Annotated in this window: 20 protein-coding genes; 14 read left to right on the top strand and 6 right to left on the bottom strand. The window is 59.4% G+C overall.

The genetic code is table 11. From position 1 onward, the window contains the following. Positions 1 to 34: 34 nt before the first annotated feature. Both ACW9IR_RS01565 and ACW9IR_RS01560 read left to right on the top strand, forming a co-directional pair. Positions 35 to 1501 (top strand): purine-cytosine permease family protein, encoded by a 1467-nt coding sequence (locus tag ACW9IR_RS01565; protein ID WP_038364464.1) that lies wholly within the window; start codon positions 35 to 37, stop codon positions 1499 to 1501. After that, complete coding sequence (locus tag ACW9IR_RS01560; RefSeq protein WP_457461337.1) at positions 1494 to 2423, top strand: PfkB family carbohydrate kinase; 930 nt, start codon at positions 1494 to 1496, stop codon at positions 2421 to 2423. The genes ACW9IR_RS01565 and ACW9IR_RS01560 overlap by 8 nt, the downstream gene beginning before the upstream one ends. A gap of 152 nt (positions 2424 to 2575) precedes the next feature. Here ACW9IR_RS01560 and ACW9IR_RS01555 read toward each other — a convergent pair whose 3' ends face one another. The 4 genes from ACW9IR_RS01555 to ACW9IR_RS01540 form a co-directional block, all read right to left on the bottom strand. Continuing rightward, positions 2576 to 2830, bottom strand: a complete 255-nt coding sequence (locus tag ACW9IR_RS01555) for a hypothetical protein (protein WP_092279308.1) — start codon at positions 2828 to 2830, stop codon at positions 2576 to 2578. Between the two features lie 44 nt (positions 2831 to 2874). Beyond that, the gene (locus tag ACW9IR_RS01550) at positions 2875 to 3216 is read right to left on the bottom strand and encodes a hypothetical protein (protein WP_008085503.1); all 342 of its coding nucleotides are present in this window, start codon (positions 3214 to 3216) and stop codon (positions 2875 to 2877) included. An 82-nt stretch (positions 3217 to 3298) separates the two neighbouring features. Further along, complete coding sequence (locus ACW9IR_RS01545) at positions 3299 to 4495, bottom strand: MFS transporter (protein ID WP_457461335.1); 1197 nt, start codon at positions 4493 to 4495, stop codon at positions 3299 to 3301. Between the two features lie 108 nt (positions 4496 to 4603). Beyond that, positions 4604 to 5257 carry an HD domain-containing protein gene (locus tag ACW9IR_RS01540; protein ID WP_457461333.1) on the bottom strand — a complete coding sequence of 218 codons (654 nt, stop codon included), beginning with the start codon at positions 5255 to 5257 and terminating at the stop codon, positions 4604 to 4606. 226 nt (positions 5258 to 5483) lie between these two features. On the opposite strand from ACW9IR_RS01540, the gene ACW9IR_RS01535 reads away from it, so the two are divergent. From ACW9IR_RS01535 to ACW9IR_RS01485, 11 genes are all read left to right on the top strand, one after another. Then, positions 5484 to 5963 (top strand): GNAT family N-acetyltransferase, encoded by a 480-nt coding sequence (locus ACW9IR_RS01535; protein ID WP_110720356.1) that lies wholly within the window; start codon positions 5484 to 5486, stop codon positions 5961 to 5963. A 159-nt stretch (positions 5964 to 6122) separates the two neighbouring features. Continuing rightward, on the top strand, positions 6123 to 6785 hold the full coding sequence (locus tag ACW9IR_RS01530) for a hypothetical protein (RefSeq protein WP_102900011.1): 663 nt from the start codon (positions 6123 to 6125) through the stop codon (positions 6783 to 6785). After that, positions 6782 to 7276, top strand: a complete 495-nt coding sequence (locus ACW9IR_RS01525) for a PAAR domain-containing protein (RefSeq protein WP_034155333.1) — start codon at positions 6782 to 6784, stop codon at positions 7274 to 7276. Before ACW9IR_RS01530 ends, ACW9IR_RS01525 begins: the two co-directional genes overlap by 4 nt. A gap of 5 nt (positions 7277 to 7281) precedes the next feature. After that, positions 7282 to 8010 carry an alpha/beta hydrolase gene (locus ACW9IR_RS01520; protein WP_110720357.1) on the top strand — a complete coding sequence of 243 codons (729 nt, stop codon included), beginning with the start codon at positions 7282 to 7284 and terminating at the stop codon, positions 8008 to 8010. After that, entirely contained in the window at positions 8007 to 8540 is a 534-nt protein-coding gene (locus ACW9IR_RS01515) for a hypothetical protein (protein WP_457461330.1), read from the top strand. The genes ACW9IR_RS01520 and ACW9IR_RS01515 overlap by 4 nt, the downstream gene beginning before the upstream one ends. A gap of 30 nt (positions 8541 to 8570) precedes the next feature. Beyond that, complete coding sequence (locus tag ACW9IR_RS01510; protein ID WP_457461328.1) at positions 8571 to 9497, top strand: hypothetical protein; 927 nt, start codon at positions 8571 to 8573, stop codon at positions 9495 to 9497. 77 nt (positions 9498 to 9574) lie between these two features. Next, the gene (locus ACW9IR_RS01505; RefSeq protein ID WP_457461326.1) at positions 9575 to 10564 is read left to right on the top strand and encodes a 2-dehydro-3-deoxygalactonokinase; all 990 of its coding nucleotides are present in this window, start codon (positions 9575 to 9577) and stop codon (positions 10562 to 10564) included. Between the two features lie 19 nt (positions 10565 to 10583). Then, entirely contained in the window at positions 10584 to 11204 is a 621-nt protein-coding gene (locus tag ACW9IR_RS01500) for a 2-dehydro-3-deoxy-6-phosphogalactonate aldolase (protein WP_457461324.1), read from the top strand. Positions 11205 to 11250: 46 nt separating this feature from the next. Next, on the top strand, positions 11251 to 12399 hold the full coding sequence (gene dgoD, locus ACW9IR_RS01495) for a galactonate dehydratase (protein ID WP_007908327.1): 1149 nt from the start codon (positions 11251 to 11253) through the stop codon (positions 12397 to 12399). Between the two features lie 171 nt (positions 12400 to 12570). Continuing rightward, on the top strand, positions 12571 to 13881 hold the full coding sequence (locus ACW9IR_RS01490; protein ID WP_457461322.1) for an MFS transporter: 1311 nt from the start codon (positions 12571 to 12573) through the stop codon (positions 13879 to 13881). Positions 13882 to 13943: 62 nt separating this feature from the next. Next, positions 13944 to 14747 carry an IclR family transcriptional regulator gene (locus ACW9IR_RS01485; RefSeq protein WP_034155326.1) on the top strand — a complete coding sequence of 268 codons (804 nt, stop codon included), beginning with the start codon at positions 13944 to 13946 and terminating at the stop codon, positions 14745 to 14747. Here ACW9IR_RS01485 and ACW9IR_RS01480 read toward each other — a convergent pair. Then, positions 14744 to 15796 (bottom strand): NAD(P)-dependent alcohol dehydrogenase, encoded by a 1053-nt coding sequence (locus tag ACW9IR_RS01480; RefSeq protein ID WP_141127034.1) that lies wholly within the window; start codon positions 15794 to 15796, stop codon positions 14744 to 14746. The genes ACW9IR_RS01485 and ACW9IR_RS01480 overlap by 4 nt on opposite strands. A gap of 192 nt (positions 15797 to 15988) precedes the next feature. Here ACW9IR_RS01480 and ACW9IR_RS01475 point away from each other — a divergent pair, with 192 nt between their 5' ends. After that, positions 15989 to 16879, top strand: coding sequence for an AraC family transcriptional regulator (locus ACW9IR_RS01475; RefSeq protein WP_110720362.1), 891 nt, complete (start codon positions 15989 to 15991; stop codon positions 16877 to 16879). A 183-nt stretch (positions 16880 to 17062) separates the two neighbouring features. Here ACW9IR_RS01475 and ACW9IR_RS01470 read toward each other — a convergent pair whose 3' ends face one another. Further along, positions 17063 to 18727, bottom strand: coding sequence for an electron transfer flavoprotein-ubiquinone oxidoreductase (locus tag ACW9IR_RS01470; RefSeq protein WP_095120550.1), 1665 nt, complete (start codon positions 18725 to 18727; stop codon positions 17063 to 17065). Positions 18728 to 18905 lie beyond the last annotated feature (178 nt).

The raw sequence follows: 18905 nt of genomic DNA, 5'->3' as shown, positions 1-18905 counted from the left end.
CACAACCACAAAAAAGGCAAACAGGAGCACCTTCATGAGTTCATCAAACGCCGGGCAAAGCGCCGGGCAACTGGAAACCCGCGGCATCGAACCGGTTCCGGAAGCCGAGTGCAACGGCCATCCGCTGCAACTGTTCTGGGTCTGGTTCGCCGCCAACATTTCCATCCTCGGCCTGCCGCTGGGCGCCACGCTGGTGGCGTTTCGCGGGCTGGCGATCTGGCAGGCAATCATTGTCGCGATCATCGGCGCTGCCGGTTCGTTTGCCGTGGTCGGGATCATCTCGATTGCCGGTCGCCGTGGCCGCGCGCCGAGCCTGACTTTGTCGCGGGCGATCTTCGGCGTGCGCGGCAATATCGGCCCGACGCTGGTCTCGCTGATGTCGCGTCTCGGTTGGGAAACGGTCAATACCACCACAGCGGCATTCGTGTTGCTGTCGCTGTGCTCGATCCTGTTCGGCTCGCCGGTCGAAGCGAAAAGCGCACCGGTATTGACGCTGATCTTCATCGCCATTTTCGTTCTGCTGACCCTGTCGGTGTCCGGCCTCGGCCATGCGACCTTGCTGGTGATTCAGAAGTGGGCGACCTACGTCTTCGGTGCGCTGAACATTCTGGTTGGTGGCTTCCTCTGCGCGACCATCGACTGGAGCGCGGTGTTCAACGCCACGCCAGCGCCGATGAGCGCAATGATCATCGGCATCGGCACCATGGCCGCCGGCACCGGCATCGGTTGGGCCAACGCTGGCGCCGACATGTCGCGCTACCAACATCGCAGCGTCAAGGCTGTGCGACTGGTTGCTTCGGCGGCGTTCGGTGCGGGTATTCCGCTGGTATTGCTGATCACCCTTGGCGGCTTGTTGTCGGTGGGCAACAACGACCTCGCTTCGGCGACTGACCCGATCGTGGCAATCCGCGACATGCTGCCAACGTGGATGGCCGTGCCGTACCTGATAACCGCTTTCGGCGGCCTGTTGCTGTCGAACAATCTGTCGGTGTATTCCGCCGGTTTGACCACATTGACCCTCGGCCTCAAGGTCAAACGCGTCTACGCGGTAGTGGTCGACATCGTCGCGATCTTCGCCGGTTCGATTTACTTCATGCTGATCGCCGACAGCTTCTACGGCCCATTTATCACTTTCATTTCCCTGCTGGCGGTGCCGATCACCGCGTGGGTCGGGATCTTCGTCGTTGATCTGATTCACCGTCACTACTACAGCCCGACAGATCTGCTCGACGTCAGCCCAAGCAGCGCCTATTGGTATCGTGGCGGTATCGAATGGCGTGCATTCGGCGCGTGGGCGATTGCGATCGTCCTCGGCTTCAGCTTCACCACCATCGGCACCACCGCCGAGAACGTCTGGTTCAAAGGCTTCCTGTCCGACTCGTGGCTAGGCCATAACGGCCTCGGCTGGATCGTGACCTTCGTCGTCGCTGGTGGGATTTACTTTGTACTGGGCGGGGCGAAAGATCGCCGCGCCGCGCAAACCGAGAATGCTCATGCCTAAGATGTTGCACACCGGCCAGGTCATCATCGACCTGGTCATGGCCGTGGATAAACTGCCGCAGATTGGTGGTGACGTGCTGGCGCAGTCGGCCGGTTTCGAAGCCGGTGGCGGTTTCAACGTGATGGCGGCGGCGGTGCGTAACGGCCTGCCGGTGGTTTATCTGGGCCGGCATGGCAGCGGGCGTTTCGGTGATCTGGCGCGGCAGGCGATGAGCGCCGAGGGGATTCACATCGGCATCACCGAACCCGCGCAGAAGGACACCGGTTTGTGTGTGGCGCTGACCGATGCGTCGGCCGAGCGCAGTTTCATTTCCTATATCGGCGCCGAAGGTGAAGTGACTGAAGAGGATTTGAACAGCGTTGCGGCCGAGGCGGGCGATTACGTTTACCTCAGCGGCTACAGCCTGCTCCACGAAGGCAAGGCAAAGGCATTGCTCGATTGGACGCTGGCGTTGCCGGCAACGATCAACGTGGTGTTCGATCCGGGGCCACTGGTGGAGTCGCCGGATTCACCGATGATGCAGGCGTTGTTGCCACGCATCGATGTGTGGACCAGCAACAGTGTTGAAGCGTTGCGTTTTACCGGGGCTGAAGAGATTGCGATGGCGCTTGATCGTCTCGCTGAGCATCTGTCCAACGACGTGCTGATGGTTGTGCGTGACGGGCCGCAAGGCTGCTGGATTGATCAAGGTGACGAACGTCGGCATGTGCCGGGGTTTGCTGTGAAAGCCGTGGACAGCAACGGTGCCGGTGATGCCCATGCCGGCGTCTTTGTCGCCGGGTTGGCGCAGGGTTTGACCGCGCATGAAGCAGCGCGACGGGCGAATGCGGCAGCGGCTTTGGCGGTGACACGCTGGGGGCCGGCGACTTCGCCGGGGGCGGCTGAGGTGGATGCGTTTATCTTCGATTCCGGAGGCGCCTGATAGATAGCTTTCGCGAGCAAGCTCGCTCCCACAGGGGATTTATGTTCGCCTCAGATCCAATGTAGGAGCTGCCGAAGGCTGCGATCTTTTGATCTTATAAAAGCAAAGATCGCAGCCAACTGCAGCTCCTGCATGATCAGCGATCACATCGCTCAGCTATCCAGCTTGCGCGCTGCTTCAACGCCAGCGGCACTGAGCTTGATCGGCAGGTTCAACGAATGTTCGCCAGCCTCGTTGCAGGTCACATGACCATGGTGAATCAGTCCGCGATCCTGCAAGGCGGCGAGGGCGCTGGCCACGACTTTCTCGCCCCGGTAATTGTCCAGCACCTCCTTGCCCAGACCACTCGGGTGGGCGTGCAGCAGGCGGGTGAGGACTTCTTTTTCCAGGTTTTTATCGACGTTCATGGTTACCTCTTCATTGGATTGAATAGGACGCTCGCGTCGGCGAACTACTGACCGGAGCCTTCGGAACCGGAGCCACCGGTGGTGGTTTTCGAGCCGATGCCGGGGCCAGCATTGTCTGGCGTTGCGGGGGCATCGGGGGTGTTCATGCCGCCCTGACGACCCGGATCACTGCCCTGAGTGCGCGGATCGGTACCGGTCGCAGGAGGCTGATTGATCAAAGGCACGCCCGAGCCATCGGTGTTCATACCGGGGGCACTGTTGATGGCGGGGGCGCGTGGTGGGGTCGGATCGGTAGGGCCGGTGCCCGCAGCGGTGGCGGATGCGGCGAAAACCGCAGGGCAGAGCAGGGCGCTGAATACGAAAGCGGTCAACCTTGACGGGATCATAGGGCGTCTCCAGTGATTGGAATCCTTACCTGTCGTTGGTCTGCCCTGTGAGCGGTTTGGTGCCTGATGAACGACGAACGGTCTAGATTGCCTGTGTCGCTTGCAGACTGATCCGTCGCCAGAGCAAGCGGCCAACGGTAATCAACCAGTTGACGGACGCGACGATCAAAACCGCCCAAAGCAGCGTGCTCATGCCGTGCTCAACGATGATTTTCCCGGCCAGTAACGGGAAACCGAACACACCGATAAAGTACGAAAGACTGAACAGCAACAAGGCCTGTGACGTGGTGCCGGCCGGTGCTTCGTTGGCCGCCAAACCGTTGATCACCGAGTAGGTCAGGCCATAACCGACGCCGAGCATCAGCGCCGCCAGCAGATAGGTGAATCCACTGTGCACGCCGAACGCGAACAGCACGATAGAGCAGAGCATCAGCCCTGACAGCAAGCAAGAAGCGCGCAGCGGATCACGCTTGACCACAACACCTGCGATCAGCATGCGGCTGCTGATCGCCGCACTCATGAAGCCCAGGAAGAACAGCGAATAATCCAGCGATCGCGCAGCGGCGTAACTGGTCTGGAAACTCGACAGACCGCCAAATACACAACCGCCGAGGCCGACCATGATGATCGGAAACAGCGCTCGCGAACCGAGCACTTGAGTGGTCGCTTGCCAGGTGATTCTCGCGGCAGACGTGGCTTGCGTGCTTTTCAATCGAGCACCGAGATGCCAGAACAGCAGCACACCGATCAGGCTTGCCAGCGCCGCCAGATAAAACGCCGAGGTCACTGGCAACCCCAAGGCACTGGCTGCACGCCCGAGTAATGGGCCGCTGCCAATGCCGGTCATCATGCTGCCCGAGAGCAGCGCGAAGTACTTGGCCCGCTGCGCCGGCGTCACCAGACTGGCGACGATGATCGGCCCCAGGGTGTAGAAAACACCCCAGCCCAATCCCAGTAACAAACCGAAAAACAACAACAGATGACCAAACCCCGGCGTCATCGCAAAACCCAGACTCGCCGCGACCAGCAACAGCCCGAACACTGCAATCGAGCTCGCCGCGCCGAGCCAGTCCGACAGATGCCCGGACACCAGCACCGCAACAAACGTACTGAGCATCGCCGCCGAAATCACACTGCCGGCATCGTGCTCATTGCCGCCGCGAGAACCGATCAACAGCGACAGCAAAAACGTCGAGCCGTAGGACAGCGACAGCAGATAACTGGCGAGACAGAACAGGCCGAACAGCTTGCCTGACACGGGTGTTGGGGCTTGGGACATGACGCGGTTCCTTGACCGGAAAATTCAGCGTCATCTGTTTAACACGGCAGGCTGGCGGATTAGGTCTGAGGTTGGCGAAGTCAGGATCGCTGTGCGCCGGAGTAACCCTCAGGCGATGCCGATCTCTTCCTTGAACTGTTCCATGAAACCTTTCAGGCGTTGATGACGGACCTGCGCCAGACGCTGGCCTGTGGCGGTCTGGAAACCTTCGGCGAGGTGCAGCAGTTTGGTCTGGAAATGATCGAGGCAAAACCGCTTGTCATCGTAGTCGCGTTGTTTCGCTTCGGGATCCTGCGGGTCGTACAACGCCGAGCCCATGCGCCCGGCGATGTAAAACGTACGGGCGACGCCGAGCATGCCCAGCGAGTCGAGGCGGTCGGCGTCCTGGACTATTTTCGCTTCGAGGGTGCGCGGAGTGATGTTGGCGGAGAAGCTGTGGGCTTCGATGGCGTGGGCGACGGCGGCGATTTTTTCTTCGGGCCAGTTCAGATCGGCCAGCACTGACGAAGCTTTATCTGCCGCCAGCCGCGAAGCCTGCGAACGCAGCGGTGAATTCTTCTCGACGGCCACGCAATCGTGCAAGAGCACGGCGGCCAACAGCACCTCGAGATCTCCACCTTCTTCTTCATGCAACGTACGCACGTTGTGCCAGACCCGTTGCAAGTGGGCGAGGTCGTGGGCGCCGTCGTCGGACGGCTCCAATGCGTGCGGCAGCAACTCTGCTGCCAGTGCCTCCACGGGTGTAAAAAACTCACGGTTCATAAGCATCCTTTCAGATTGTCGAAGTCCCCTGTGTGGGAGCGAGCCTGCTCGCGAATGCTGTCTGTCAATCAACAATGCAGGTGACTGAAAGGACGCCTTCGCGAGCAAGCCCCCACAGGGAACTGCAGTGTTTGCAACATTGCGCAGGGTAGTGTGTGTTTTGCCATGTGACGAGCGCCGCGCACGGCCTTAGTATGGCGTTTTCCTTTTCCGACAAGGCCCGTCCATGACGATCGAAATCCGCCCGGCGACCCCCAGCGATGCCCCGCAAATCCTCGCCTTCATCACTGAACTTGCCGATTTCGAAAAGGCCCGCCACGAAGTCATCGCCAGCGTCGCCGACATCGAACGCAGCCTGTTCGGCGAAGGCGCCACCGCTCATGGCCTGATTTGCCTGCGCGACGGCGTGCCGATCGGTTTCGCCGTGTTCTTCTTCAGCTACTCGACCTGGCTCGGCAGCAACTGCCTGTACCTCGAAGACCTCTACATCACCCCGGAGCAACGCGGCGGCGGTGCTGGCAAAACCTTGTTGCGTCACTTGGCGAAAATCGCTTGCGACAATGACTGCGGCCGCTTCGAATGGAGCGTGCTGGACTGGAACACCCCGGCGATCGAATTCTACAAATCCCTCGGCGCGCAACCGCAGGAAGAGTGGGTGCGCTACCGCATGGATGGCCAGGTTCTGCGTGAGTTTGCCGAGGGCTGAACACGATGATGGCAAACAGGCAGTAATTCGATTGTCGCCAGCGCTCTAGTCCGGCATTCTACGCGCCATTTTTGCGCGCTCACGGACGACACCTGCAATGCCTCTGGCACAACTTCTCCACACCCGTGGAGCCTTCGCTGCGTCAACGAGTGACCGTCGATGAGCGGACTACGGGCGTCAATGCGTCTGTATGGCCTGGTGAAAAACTCAGGCTCGAGCGACAACCCCCAGCGCCAACCGGTCGACATTCTGTGCATGACAAATCGTACGGGCGGCAGCGCCATTCGTGCGTTCGTGTCCCGTCTTGATGCCGAGTTGATGACGCGCAGTGTCGGGCTCGCCGATTACCGTGTGATACCGCTGCGCACCTTCGATCCGACGGCGTTTATCGACGCCCATCAAGGCTGGCTGACGCTGCACGTCTGTTGCGGTTTCGTCGCCCCTGCCGGGCATTCGCTGCTCAAGGAGGGCGGGTTGATGCCGATGGGCTGGTACGTCTATTCCGAGATCGGCCAGTGGACGGCCCAGCATCATCTCGACCTCGGCGCACAAATGGCCGAACTGCTGCAATCGACTTACGAGCGCAATCAACTGCGCCACTACAACGCCTGGCTCAACGAACTCGACGACGCCTCGCCGGCCGAACTGGCCTGGCAAACCGACGAAGCCTGGCGACACTTGCAAACCGCCGCATCACCCGACAGCCGTGAGCATTGCCACGCCCTGTTCGACCCCGTCGACAACCGCTGGCGCTTCGCCGCGACCGACATCGATATTCATCAGCCGCACCCGGAACCCCTGAAGCAAGGAGCTTTGAATTGAGTGGTAAACCCGCTGCACGCGTCACCGACCCGACCGCCTGCCCATTGCCAGGCCATGGCACCAACCCGATTGCCTCCGGCTCGCCGAACGTCTTCTTCGACGGCCTCGCCGCCGCGCGCATGACCGATAAATCGGCGTGCGGCAGCCCGATTACCGGAGCCGTTTCCGGCACGGTATTCATCAATGGCCTGAATGCCGCAACGCTGGACAGCACCGGAGGCCACGGCAATGTCGTGGTCGGTGGTTCGGGCACTGTGATTATCGGCCAGAGTGGCGGCGGGGCGGCGTTTAGTGGGTTGCTGCCGATGCCGGTGCATTTCAATGATCGGATGCAGATTGTTGATGAAAACAGCGGTGAACCGCTCTCCTATATTGCCTACGTCATCGAACGGGCAGATGGAACGCTGGAACGAGGCGTCACTGATGCCAAGGGTCATACCCACACGGTCAGTTCGCACCTCAAAGAAACCATCAAACTGTACGTGGAGTAATACCGATGGGAGCTCAATCCGGAGCCGTTCAAGGATGCATCGGGAGACTGGTCGCCAGCCATGAGTTGACGACAAAAGAGGATCAGACGGTCAAACCCGTGACGCTTGCCAGAGAGGTTGTAGCCTTTTTCATTGGCGGTGCTGGCGATTCGGAAAGTTACTACGGAGACGGGCCTAGCAACTACACCTTGCGAGCCATGGAAGCTTTGCAGATCCGTTTGGGCTCGAGCTATGGCGGCAAATTCCAACCCTATTACATGGGATACAACGATGTAAAAGGGGATGCCGACCTCGAAGAGTTTGTATTCTCCAAGCTGCCTCACAAGTCCGCACATGTCTACATTGTGGGTCATAGCCTGGGCGGGTGGAACGGCGCGCATTTGTCGCAGATTCTCACCGATAAAGGTTATATCGTGAAAATGCTCGTTACTCTGGATCCTGTGGGGGAAGGTGTGATGGTGGCGTTGATTTCGGATATTTACTGGTCGGAGCCAACGCCCAAGGCTGAAACCTGGATCAACGTTCGGGCAGAGCCTGACGAGATGGATCGAACCGACGTAGTCGCTTGGGTGGGGGGCAAGTGGGATATCGAATCCGGTCCCGATGTTATGGGGATCGTCAAATTCAACCATTACTCGGCCTTGAGATTGTATGAGTCCCGCCTGGAGTGCGGGCAGTCGGCATTGGATTTGTCGGCGAGTTCAATTGCTGGTTACTTGAGGGAAGGTGCATGAGATGGGTATTGCTGATCGCTGTGTCGTTATTGTGCGTTGCCTGCGCAAAGTCTCATGACATCACCCCCGCGTCATTGGGCTATGAATCGATTACGCCGCGCTCGAATAGCGTTTTTTTTGAGGTCAATTTCAATTCGGATGTGGAACTGCTGGAGATTTTCTGGCGGGAAAAGAAAGCGAACAGCTTTGATCAGGTGTTTATTTGTGCCTTGGGTGATGACACTGACTTTTCCATTGAACATACGATATCGAAAGCAGCAATGGGTTTGGTCAGGGAAAACAAGCAACGTTTGCATACAGCCGGATTCGGATACACCGCGAGCATTGCTTTCAAGGACGTTGGTGAAAAGAAAAGGACCTCGAAGTACTTGAGTCGTGACGCCATAAAAGGCTTGTTGAAAGACAAGCAGATGATTCCGTGCAAAGTGGTGGTTACGGCAACGGGTTATAAGGCGTATTACACCAAATCACTGTTCATCCCCGTTGCAGATGTCTTTTCTGCCCTGTCGGACTACGACAGTTTTCGATGACGTGCCCAGCAGTTGATTTTTGGAGTGGTAATGGCAAGGTTGCTTTTGGTTTTTTTGTTTGCGTTGTGTTCCTCTTGCATGCACTTGGATGTTCCCCCCGCCAGGCTTGAGTTTGTCTCGATCAATCACGAGATATCTTCCTCTTACGACCTGCGTTTCACCTCAGACCGAAACCTGATTGACCTGTATGAGGATCATGGGCGACGAGGGCAGATTGGTACTTGGATCCATTGCTCGTTGAATGGCGATCCGGATTTTTCCATCGAACATGAAATCGTCCTGGAAGCCTCGGGAATCGTCAGCGGCATGCGCTTGATCGAAGGCGATCGTCGCTACGAGATGTTCGCGAATATCAGTGTCGAGAATCACGCCGTCAATGACGGCCGTAACCACATCCGACCGGTTGAGTTGGTGCAGATACTCAAACCGCAGGAATACATTCCGTGCAAGGTGGTGATCACCGCGTTCCCGTTCGTGGCGTATTACTCGAAAGTCATGTACATGCCCACATCGCGGTTCATTACCGCAATAGAACATCCGCGCGTGGCACCCGCGCGTATTTCGCTCAAACAGCCCGACCAACCAAGGTCGTTGCTGCCTTTTGCCTCAGTGTGCATCGTGCGCTGGCGCTATGACCTGGCGCTCGGCTATGACCAGATTGACAGCCTCGGACTCTGTAGCGACGCGCCCTATGCCGGCATGTTGGCTTCGTTTGCACCGAACAACACGAAGCTGAAGGTTGTTTCAGGTTCAGAGGAAAACCCGGCACCCTTCGCGACGTACACCATTATTCGCGCTGACGGACGCCGGGAGCCTGGAATAACTGACGACAAGGGCCACACGCATGAGGTGGGATCCAGCGAGGACGAAACAGTGAGGATCCTGATCAACAATGATCTGGATGTCGTTCAGCGTTGGACAAAATGGACTGATGCTGTCCCAGAATATGGGATGTAAAATTACATATTGAGATTTAGCGCCTGAGAGGTCTATAGTCCGTCGCACTCACTGCCAAAAACAAAACAGGTGAAGCGATGCTGGCGCAATTGATCGCGATCGACTGGGGGACGACCTCATTACGTGCTTACAAACTCGCGGCGGGCGGCGTGGTGCTGGAGCAGCGCGCGCTGTCGTCCGGCATCATGCAACTGCCGAAGACCCCGCGAGTCCTCAACGGTGGCGAATGCACCGATGGGTTTGAACTGGCGTTCGACGAGGCGTGCGGCGACTGGCTCGATGCGCAGCCGGATCTGCCGGTGATCGCCTGCGGCATGGTCGGCAGTGCGCAGGGCTGGCGTGAAGCGGCCTACTGCGAGACGCCGGCGAATGTCGCCAATCTCGGAAATTCCCTACAAACAGTTGTCAGCCTGCGCGGCACCGTGGTGCATATCGTGCCGGGGGTGATCCAGCGTTCGCGTCTGCCGAACGTGATGCGTGGCGAAGAGACTCAAGTCCTCGGTGTTCTGCAGAATCTTCCGGCCGAAGCGGGCAGCGACTTGTTGATCGGCCTGCCGGGCAGCCATTCGAAATGGGTGGAAGTGGTCGATGGCCGCATCACCCATTTCGATACCTTCATGACTGGCGAAGTATTCGCCGTGCTCAGCGAACACAGCATCCTCGGCCGAACCCAGCAACACAGCGCGACGTTCGATGCTCAGGCGTTTGACCGCGGCGTGCAGGTTGCGCAGTCGACGGACGGTGAGCTTGGCGTGCTGTCGACCTTATTCAGCGCCCGTACCTTGGGACTGACCGGCGAACTCAGCCCGACCGCGCAGGCGGATTATCTGTCCGGCCTGATGATCGGCCATGAACTGGCGGCGCTCGCCACGGTTCAGCGGCGTCGCCGCAACACCCCGAATCTTCCTTCGATCATCCTCATCGGCAACGCGCAACTCTGTGCGCGCTACAGCCGCGCCCTCGACGCCTGTGGTTTCGCCAACGTGACGCTGGCCGAGCAGGCCACCGAGCGTGGCTTGTGGCAACTGGCGCTGGCCGCCGGACTGATCGATTCCTCATCCCGTTAACCCTGACTGGAGGCCTGACATGCTCAAGCAAGCATTGGCGCAAAACGGTCTGATCGCAATTCTGCGTGGCCTGCATCCGCAGGAAGCTGCCGCTGTCGGAGAAGTCCTGTATGCAGCCGGATTTCGCGTCATCGAAGTACCGCTCAATTCCCCTTCGCCGTACGAAAGTATCCGCATCCTGCGCACGACCTTGCCCGTCGATTGCCTGATCGGTGCCGGCACGGTGTTGACCCCGGAACAGGTCGCGTTGGTGAAAGAGGCCGGCGGCCAGGTGATCGTCATGCCGCACAGCGACGCCAAGGTCTTGCGTGCGGCAAAAGCGGCGGGGCTGTTTCTGTCACCGGGTGTCGCCACGCCCACCGAAGCCTTCGCGGCGCTGGAGGAGGGCGCGGACATTCTCAAGCTTTTTCCGGCCGAGCAGATGGGCCCGGCGGTCGTCAAAGCCTGGCTTGCGGTGTTGCCAGCGGGGACGGTGCTGGCGCCGGTCGGCGGTATCACCCCGGACAACATGCAGGCGTTTATCGACGCTGGCGTGAAAGGTTTCGGTCTCGGTTCCGGCCTGTTTAAGCCGGGCATGACGCCGGAGCAGGTGGCAGTGAACGCCAAGGCCTACGTGGCCGCGTGGAAGGCCCTTCGCTAAGACTTTCTGGCGCTGCGTGCGCTGCATCTACAAGAGAGACAAAAAGATGAAAATCACCAAACTCACCACCTTCATCGTCCCGCCGCGCTGGTGCTTCCTCAAGGTCGAAACCGACGAGGGCGTGACCGGTTGGGGCGAGCCCGTGGTCGAAGGTCGCGCGCACACCGTGGCCGCTGCCGTCGAAGAATTGTCCGACTACCTGATCGGCAAAGACCCACGCAATATCGAAGACATCTGGACCGTGCTCTATCGCGGCGGCTTCTACCGTGGCGGCGCGATCCACATGAGCGCACTGGCCGGTATCGATCAGGCGCTGTGGGACATCAAGGGCAAGGCCCTCGGTGTGTCGGTGAGTGATCTGCTCGGTGGCCAAGTGCGTGACAAGATTCGCGTGTATTCGTGGATCGGCGGCGACCGTCCGGCCGACACCGCGCGTGCAGCGAAAGAGGCCGTGAGCCGTGGTTTTACCGCGGTGAAAATGAACGGCACCGAAGAGCTGCAATTTCTCGATACCTTTGAAAAAGTCGATCTGGCGTTGGCCAACGTCGCCGCTGTGCGTGACGCGGTCGGGCCGAACGTCGGCATTGGCGTCGACTTTCATGGCCGGGTGCACAAGCCGATGGCCAAGGTGCTGATGAAGGAACTCGATCCGTACAAGCTGATGTTTATCGAAGAACCGGTGCTCAGCGAAAACTACGAAGCGTTGAAAGAACTGGCGCCGTTGACCAGCACACCGATTGCCCTCGGCGAGCGCTTGTTCTCGCGTTGGGACTTTAAACGCGTGTTGAGCGAAGGCTACGTCGACATCATCCAGCCGGATGCTTCCCATGCCGGCGGAATCACCGAAACCCGCAAGATCGCCAACATGGCCGAGGCCTACGACGTCGCGCTGGCGCTGCACTGCCCGCTGGGGCCGATTGCGCTGGCGGCGTGTTTGCAACTGGACGCGGCTTGTTACAACGCGTTTATCCAGGAGCAGAGCCTGGGCATCCATTACAACGAGAGCAACGATTTGCTCGACTACGTGAAGGATCCACGGGTGTTCGATTACGACAAAGGTTTTGTGAAGATTCCGAACGGCCCGGGGTTGGGTATCGAGATCAACGAGGAATACGTGATCGAGCGCGCGGCGGTCGGCCACCGCTGGCGCAACCCGATCTGGCGTCATGCCGATGGCAGCTTTGCCGAGTGGTGATTTGTCTCTGACACACCACAACACCCCTGTGGGAGCGAGCTTGCTCGCGAATGCGGCAGGTCAGTCACATTGATGCCGGATGTGCCGCCGTCTTCGCGAGCAAGCTCGCTCCCACAGAGTGCAGTGCAGGCCTCAGGCCGACCTCAATAAACATAAAAAGAGGCTCTCCCCATGCAACCGCAAACCCTCACCGGGCAGGCGTCTTTAGTCACGCCCAGCCGCAAGCGGTTTTTCATCATGGTGTTGCTGTTTATCACCGTGGTCATCAACTACCTCGACCGCAGCAACCTGTCGATTGCCGCGCCGGCGCTGACCAGTGAGCTGGGCATCGACCCGATTCACGTCGGCCTGATTTTCTCCGCGTTCGGCTGGACCTACGCCGCCATGCAGATCCCTGGCGGCTGGCTTGTCGATCGCGTGCCGCCGCGCATTCTTTACAGCGTCGCTTTGTTGTTGTGGTCTGTGGCTACGGTGATGCTCGGTTTCGCTGCGAGTTTCATCGCGTTGTTTGTATTGCGCATGGCGGTCGGTGCGCTGGAAGCCCCGGCGTATCCAATCAATAGCCGCGTAGTCACCACCTGGTTCCCCGAGCGTGAACGCGCCACGGCCATCGGTTTCTACACCTCCGGGCAGTTCGTCGGCCTGGCATTCCTGACCCCGGTGCTGGCCTGGCTGCAACACGAATTCGGCTGGCACATGGTGTTCGTCGCCACCGGTGCCGTTGGCATCATTTGGGCAGTGATCTGGTACGCGGTCTATCGCGAGCCACGGGATTTCAAAGGTGCCAACGAGGCGGAAATCGACCTGATCCGCGAGGGTGGTGGTCTGGTCGATATTCAGCAAGAGTCGGCCAAGGTCAAAGCCAAATTCAGCTGGACCGATCTCGGTATAGTCCTGACCAAGCGCAAGTTATGGGGCATCTACCTAGGCCAGTTTTGCCTGAACTCGACGCTGTGGTTTTTCCTCACCTGGTTCCCGACTTATCTGGTGAAGTATCGCGGCATGGACTTCATCAAGTCCGGCCTGTTGGCGTCGCTGCCGTTTCTCGCCGCGTTTATTGGTGTTTTGTGTTCGGGGTTCTTTTCCGACTTCCTGATCCGTCGCGGCTGCACCGTCGGTTTCGCGCGCAAGTTGCCGATCATTGGCGGGCTGCTGATTTCCACCTCGATCATCGGTGCCAACTTCGTTGAATCGACGCCGCTGGTGATTGCCTTTCTGGCGTTGGCGTTCTTCGGCAATGGTCTGGCCTCGATCACCTGGTCGCTGGTGTCGACGTTAGCGCCGGCGCGTTTGCTCGGGCTGACCGGCGGGGTGTTCAACTTCATCGGTAACCTGTCGGCAATTGCCACGCCGATCGTGATCGGTTTCCTCGCCAGCGGCGATTCATTCGCGCCGGCAATCACCTATATCGCGGTTCTCGCCTTGATCGGTGCTTTGTCCTACGTGCTGCTTGTCGGCAAGGTCGAGCGTATCGAGTTGTAGTGGTCTGCGTCGGGCGACCATAATGCCGCCCGTTCCCTCGCTCAAACGGTAAAAGGCTGGATATGCAGGAAGACGCCCCGGAAAAAACCAAGGATGCCGCGCCCACCGGCACCCAGACGCTGTTGCGCGGCCTGGGTGTGGTGCAAGCGGTGGCCAGTGGCGCCCGTGATCTCAAGGAAATTGCCCGGCTGATCGGCACCACACGCAGCACCACCCATCGTCTAGCCAGTTGCCTGGTCGATGAGCGTTACCTGCGCGTGGTGCCGCAAGTCGGTTATCTGCTCGGGCCGAAGTTGATCGAGCTGGGTTTCCAGGCGCGCGAAGAGTTGCCGCTGGTGACCCTGGCTGGGCCGTATCTGGACGAGTTATCCGCGCTGACTGGTGACACCGTGCATTTGGGCATTCGTGAAGGCGACGAGGTGCTGTATCTGCTGAAGAATCCGGGCCGCAATGGTCCGGAAATGCGTTCGCGGGTCGGCCATCGCATGCCGTTGGCGCGCACCGGGATTGGCAAGGCGTTGATGCTCGATGATTCGCCGAAAGATTGGCAGCGTCTGTACGACATCAGCCTGCCGGCGGGTGGGAAAAGTCAGTTCTGGCCGCAGCATCCCCAGCAGTCGTGGGAACAGCTTGAGCAGCGCATGACCGAGTACGTCGCCGGTGGCTACGCGTTTGATCTGGAAGACAACGAACCGTCGATCCGCTGCGTGGCGGCGCCGATTCGCGATGCGAGCAAGGGCATTGTCGCGGCGATCAGTATCGCCAGCACCGTGCCGTACATGCCGCTGGAAAAAATGGCCGAGCTGATTCCCCTGATCAAAGGGGTCACAGCCCGGCTCTCGGCAGAGCTAGGCCTGAAGGTTTAAACCTTGAGCGTCGCCATGTCGATGACGAAACGGTACTTCACGTCGCCGGCGATCATGCGCGCGTAAGCCTCGTTGATCTGGCGGATGTCGAGCATTTCGATATCGCAGGTGATGTTGTGTTCGGCGCAGAAATCCAGCACTTCCTGGGTTTCGGCAACGCCACCGATCAACGAACCGGCCAATACGCGACGGCTCATCACCAGTTTGCCGGCGTGTACCGGTGGATCAACCGGCTCGATCAAACCGACCAGAATGTGCACGCCGTCGAAGCGCAGGGTGTCGAGGTACGGGTTGAGATCGTGCTGCACCGGAATGGTGTCGAGCAGGAAGTCGAAGTAACCGGCAGCCGCTTTCATCTGCTCGGCGTCGGTGGAGACGATCACGTGATCGGCACCCTGACGGCGGCCTTCTTCAGCCTTGCTTGCCGAACGGGTGAACAGCGTCACTTCGGCGCCCATGGCTTTAGCGAACTTGATGCCCATGTGGCCCAGACCGCCCATGCCGAGAATCCCGACCTTGTCACCGGCCTTGACGCCGTAGTGCTTGAGCGGCGAGTAGGTGGTGATGCCGGCACAGAGAATCGGTGCGGCGCTGGCGAGGGCCAGTTTTTCCGGGATGCGCACGACGAAGTGTTCGCTGACGACGATGCTGTCGGAATAACCGCCCATGGTGTTGCTGCCATCGACCCGATCCGGAGTCGCGTAGGTCATGGTCGGACCTTCGAGGCAATATTGCTCAAGGTTCGACTGGCACGCTTCGCAAGTGCGGCACGAGTCGACCATGCAGCCGACGCCGACTAGATCGCCTACTTTGTGCTGGGTGACATTCGCACCAATCGCGGTGACTTTTCCGACGATCTCATGGCCCGGCATCAACGGGTAAACGGCGATGCCCCATTCGTTGCGCGCCTGGTGGATATCGGAGTGGCAGACGCCGCAGTAGAGAATCTCGATGGCGACGTCGTCGGCGCGCGGGCTGCGACGTTCGAACTTCATCGGGGCGAGGGGAGTGGTGGCCGATTGGGCGGCGTAGCCGATGGCGGTGTACATATGAAACCTCGCAAAAGCAGTGACAGGTGAGGCGGCGCATTTTGGGCGTCGACTGACCGGTCGGCCATGACGATTCCTCCGGGTCTCATGCCTAATCCTCCGGCATACGGGTTTGATCGGTCGCATTGGCAAAAGGATCTGCCATGATGTTTTCATCCCCTATTTCCGTGATTTTTTGTGAAGAACAATTCGATGCAATTAACCCGTCATCTTGATGCCAATGCGCGGCTGGTTTCGCTGATCGAACCGCTGGCGCTGCGCGATGGTTACAGTCAGACCGGGTTGCCCGGTGTGCAGGTGTTGCGCGCCAGTTGCGACGTTGCCCGCGGGCCGCACATTTATGAACCGAGTCTGATGATCATCGCCCAGGGCAGCAAACTGGCGTTTCTCGGGCCACGCACCATGGAATACGGCGCCGGGCATTATCTGATTCAGGCGCTGCCGGTGCCGTTCGAATGTGAGACCTTCGCCTTGCCGGATGCGCCGTTGCTCGGTGTGTCGGTGGCGATTGATCGGGTGTTGCTCGGTGAGTTGGTGCTGGCCATGGGCTTGGCACCGGGGCGGCATATTCCCGCGCAGACGCCGGAGTCGATGACCTCGGTGGTGCTCGACGATGACATGCGTGGCTGTGTCGAGCGCTTGCTCAGTTGCCTGCACGATCCGCTGGAATGCCAGATTCTCGGGCCGGCGCGGGTGCGCGAATTGTTGTTCACCGCGTTGCGCGGACCGCAGGCCGATGTGTTGCGGGCGCTGGTCGAGCAGCAGGGGCAATTCGCGCGGGTGGCGGCGTCGATCAGTCATCTGCATGCGCATTACACCGAGCCGTTGAATGTCGAGACGCTGGCCGGTTGCGCGAACATGAGCGTGTCGACCTTTCATGAGCATTTCAAGCGCAGCACGTTGTTGTCGCCGGTGCAGTATCTGAAGCGTTTGCGCTTGTTGAAGGCGCAGACGTTGTTGGTCGCCGAAGGCTTGGGTGTGGCGCAGGTGGCGCATCGGGTGGGATATCAGAGTACGTCGCAGTTCAGCCGTGAGTACAAGCGCTATTTCGAGCGCAGCCCGGGTGACGAGCGCGCTGCCTGAGCTGACGAAGATCCCCTGTAGGAGTGAGCCTGCTCGCGATAGGGGTGTGTCAATCAGCATCATCGTCAACTGACACACCGCAATCGCGAGCAGGCTCACTCCTACAGGGTTCGGCGGTGTTGCAGGAATTGTGGGCAACAAAAAGGCCCCCGAATCGGGAGCCTTGTTGTTCAGCTTTTCGACTTACATATTCGGGTAAGTCGGGCCGCCAGCGCCTTCCGGCGTGACCCAGGTGATGTTCTGCGAAGGGTCCTTGATGTCACAGGTCTTGCAGTGCACGCAGTTCTGGGCGTTGATCTGGAAGCGTTTTTCGCCGTCTTCCTTGGTGATCACTTCGTATACACCTGCCGGGCAGTAGCGCTGCGCCGGTTCGTCGTACAGCGGCAGGTTCTTGCTGATCGGGATGCTCGGGTCGGTCAGCTTCAGGTGGCACGGCTGTTCTTCTTCGTGGTTGGTACCGGAGATGAACACCGAGCTGAGCTTGTCGAAGCTGAGTTTGCCGTCCGGTTTCGGGTAGTCGATCTTCTTGCAGTCGGCCGCGAGCTTGAGGCAAGCGTAATCCGGCTTGGTGTCGTGCAGAGTGAACGGCAGTTTGCCGGCGAAGATGTTCTGATCCAGCCAGTTGAAACCGCCGCCGACGATAGCGCCGAACTTGTGGATCGCCGGGCCGAAGTTGCGGCTGGCGAACAGTTCGTCGTAGAGCCAGCTCTTCTTGAACGCGTCCACATAAGTGGTCAGTTCTTCAGTGCCGTCCTTTTCCGCGAACAGCGCGTCAGCCACCGATTCAGCGGCGAGCATGCCGGACTTCATCGCGGTGTGGCTGCCTTTGATCTTGGCGAAGTTCAGGGTGCCGAGGTCGCAACCGATCAGCGCGCCGCCCTTGAAGACCATTTTCGGCAGCGAGTTCAGGCCACCTTTGCAGATCGCGCGGGCGCCGTAGCTGATGCGCTTGCCGCCTTCGAGGTACTGCGCCAGCACCGGGTGATGCTTGAGGCGCTGGAACTCGTCGAATGGCGACAGGTAAGTGTTGCTGTAGGACAGGTCAACGATCAGACCGACCACCACCTGGTTGTTTTCCAGGTGATAGAGGAACGAGCCGCCGGTGTTTTCGGTGCCCATGATATCCAGCGGCCAGCCGGCGGTGTGCACCACCAGACCTGGCTGGTGTTTGGCCGGGTCGATTTCCCAGATTTCTTTCAGGCCGATGCCGTAGTGCTGGGCGTCGGCATCGCTGTCGAGGTTGTAGCGCTTGATCAGTTGCTTGCCGATGTGGCCACGGCAACCTTCGGCGAACAGCGTGTACTTGCCACGCAGTTCCATGCCCGGGGTGTACAGGCCTTCTTTCGGGTTGCCTTCGCGGTCGACGCCGAGATCACCGGTGATGATCCCGCGCACCACGCCTTGCTCGTCGATCAGCGCTTCCTGAGCGGCAAAGCCTGGGTAGATTTCTACACCGAGGTTTTCGGCCTGCTGGGCGAGCCAGCGGCACAGGTTGCCGAGGGAAATAATGTAGTTGCCTTCGTTGTGCATGGTCTTGGGCACAAAGAAGTCAGGAATCTTCTGCGCGTTTTCGGCGTTTTTCAGCACGAAAATATCGTCGCGGGTCACTGGCGTGTTCAGCGGGGCGCCGAGTTCTTTCCAGTCCGGGAACAGTTCGTTCAGAGCGCGTGGTTCGAACACGGCACCGGAGAGGATGTGTGCGCCGACTTCGGAGCCTTTTTCGACCACGCAGACGCTGATTTCCTTACCGGCTTCGGCGGCCTTCTGCTTCAGACGGCAGGCGGCGGACAGGCCAGCGGGGCCGGCACCGACGATGACCACGTCGAATTCCATGTATTCGCGTTCCACAGGCTATCTCCTACTCAAGGCTCAACAGTTTTTTTTCTAATTTGGAGGTTTGATGTCGCATCCGCTATTCCTTTACGTTAACGTCAAGGGGAATATTGGAGAACAGACCTTTCTCTCTAGGCGGCGCATTATATCTACACCACTCCGAGCGTCCAATACAAACGTTTGTTTGAATCGG

Source organism: Pseudomonas sp. SDT291_1_S447 (assembly GCF_054070155.1).
This window is presented reverse-complemented; position numbering and strand designations above follow the sequence as displayed.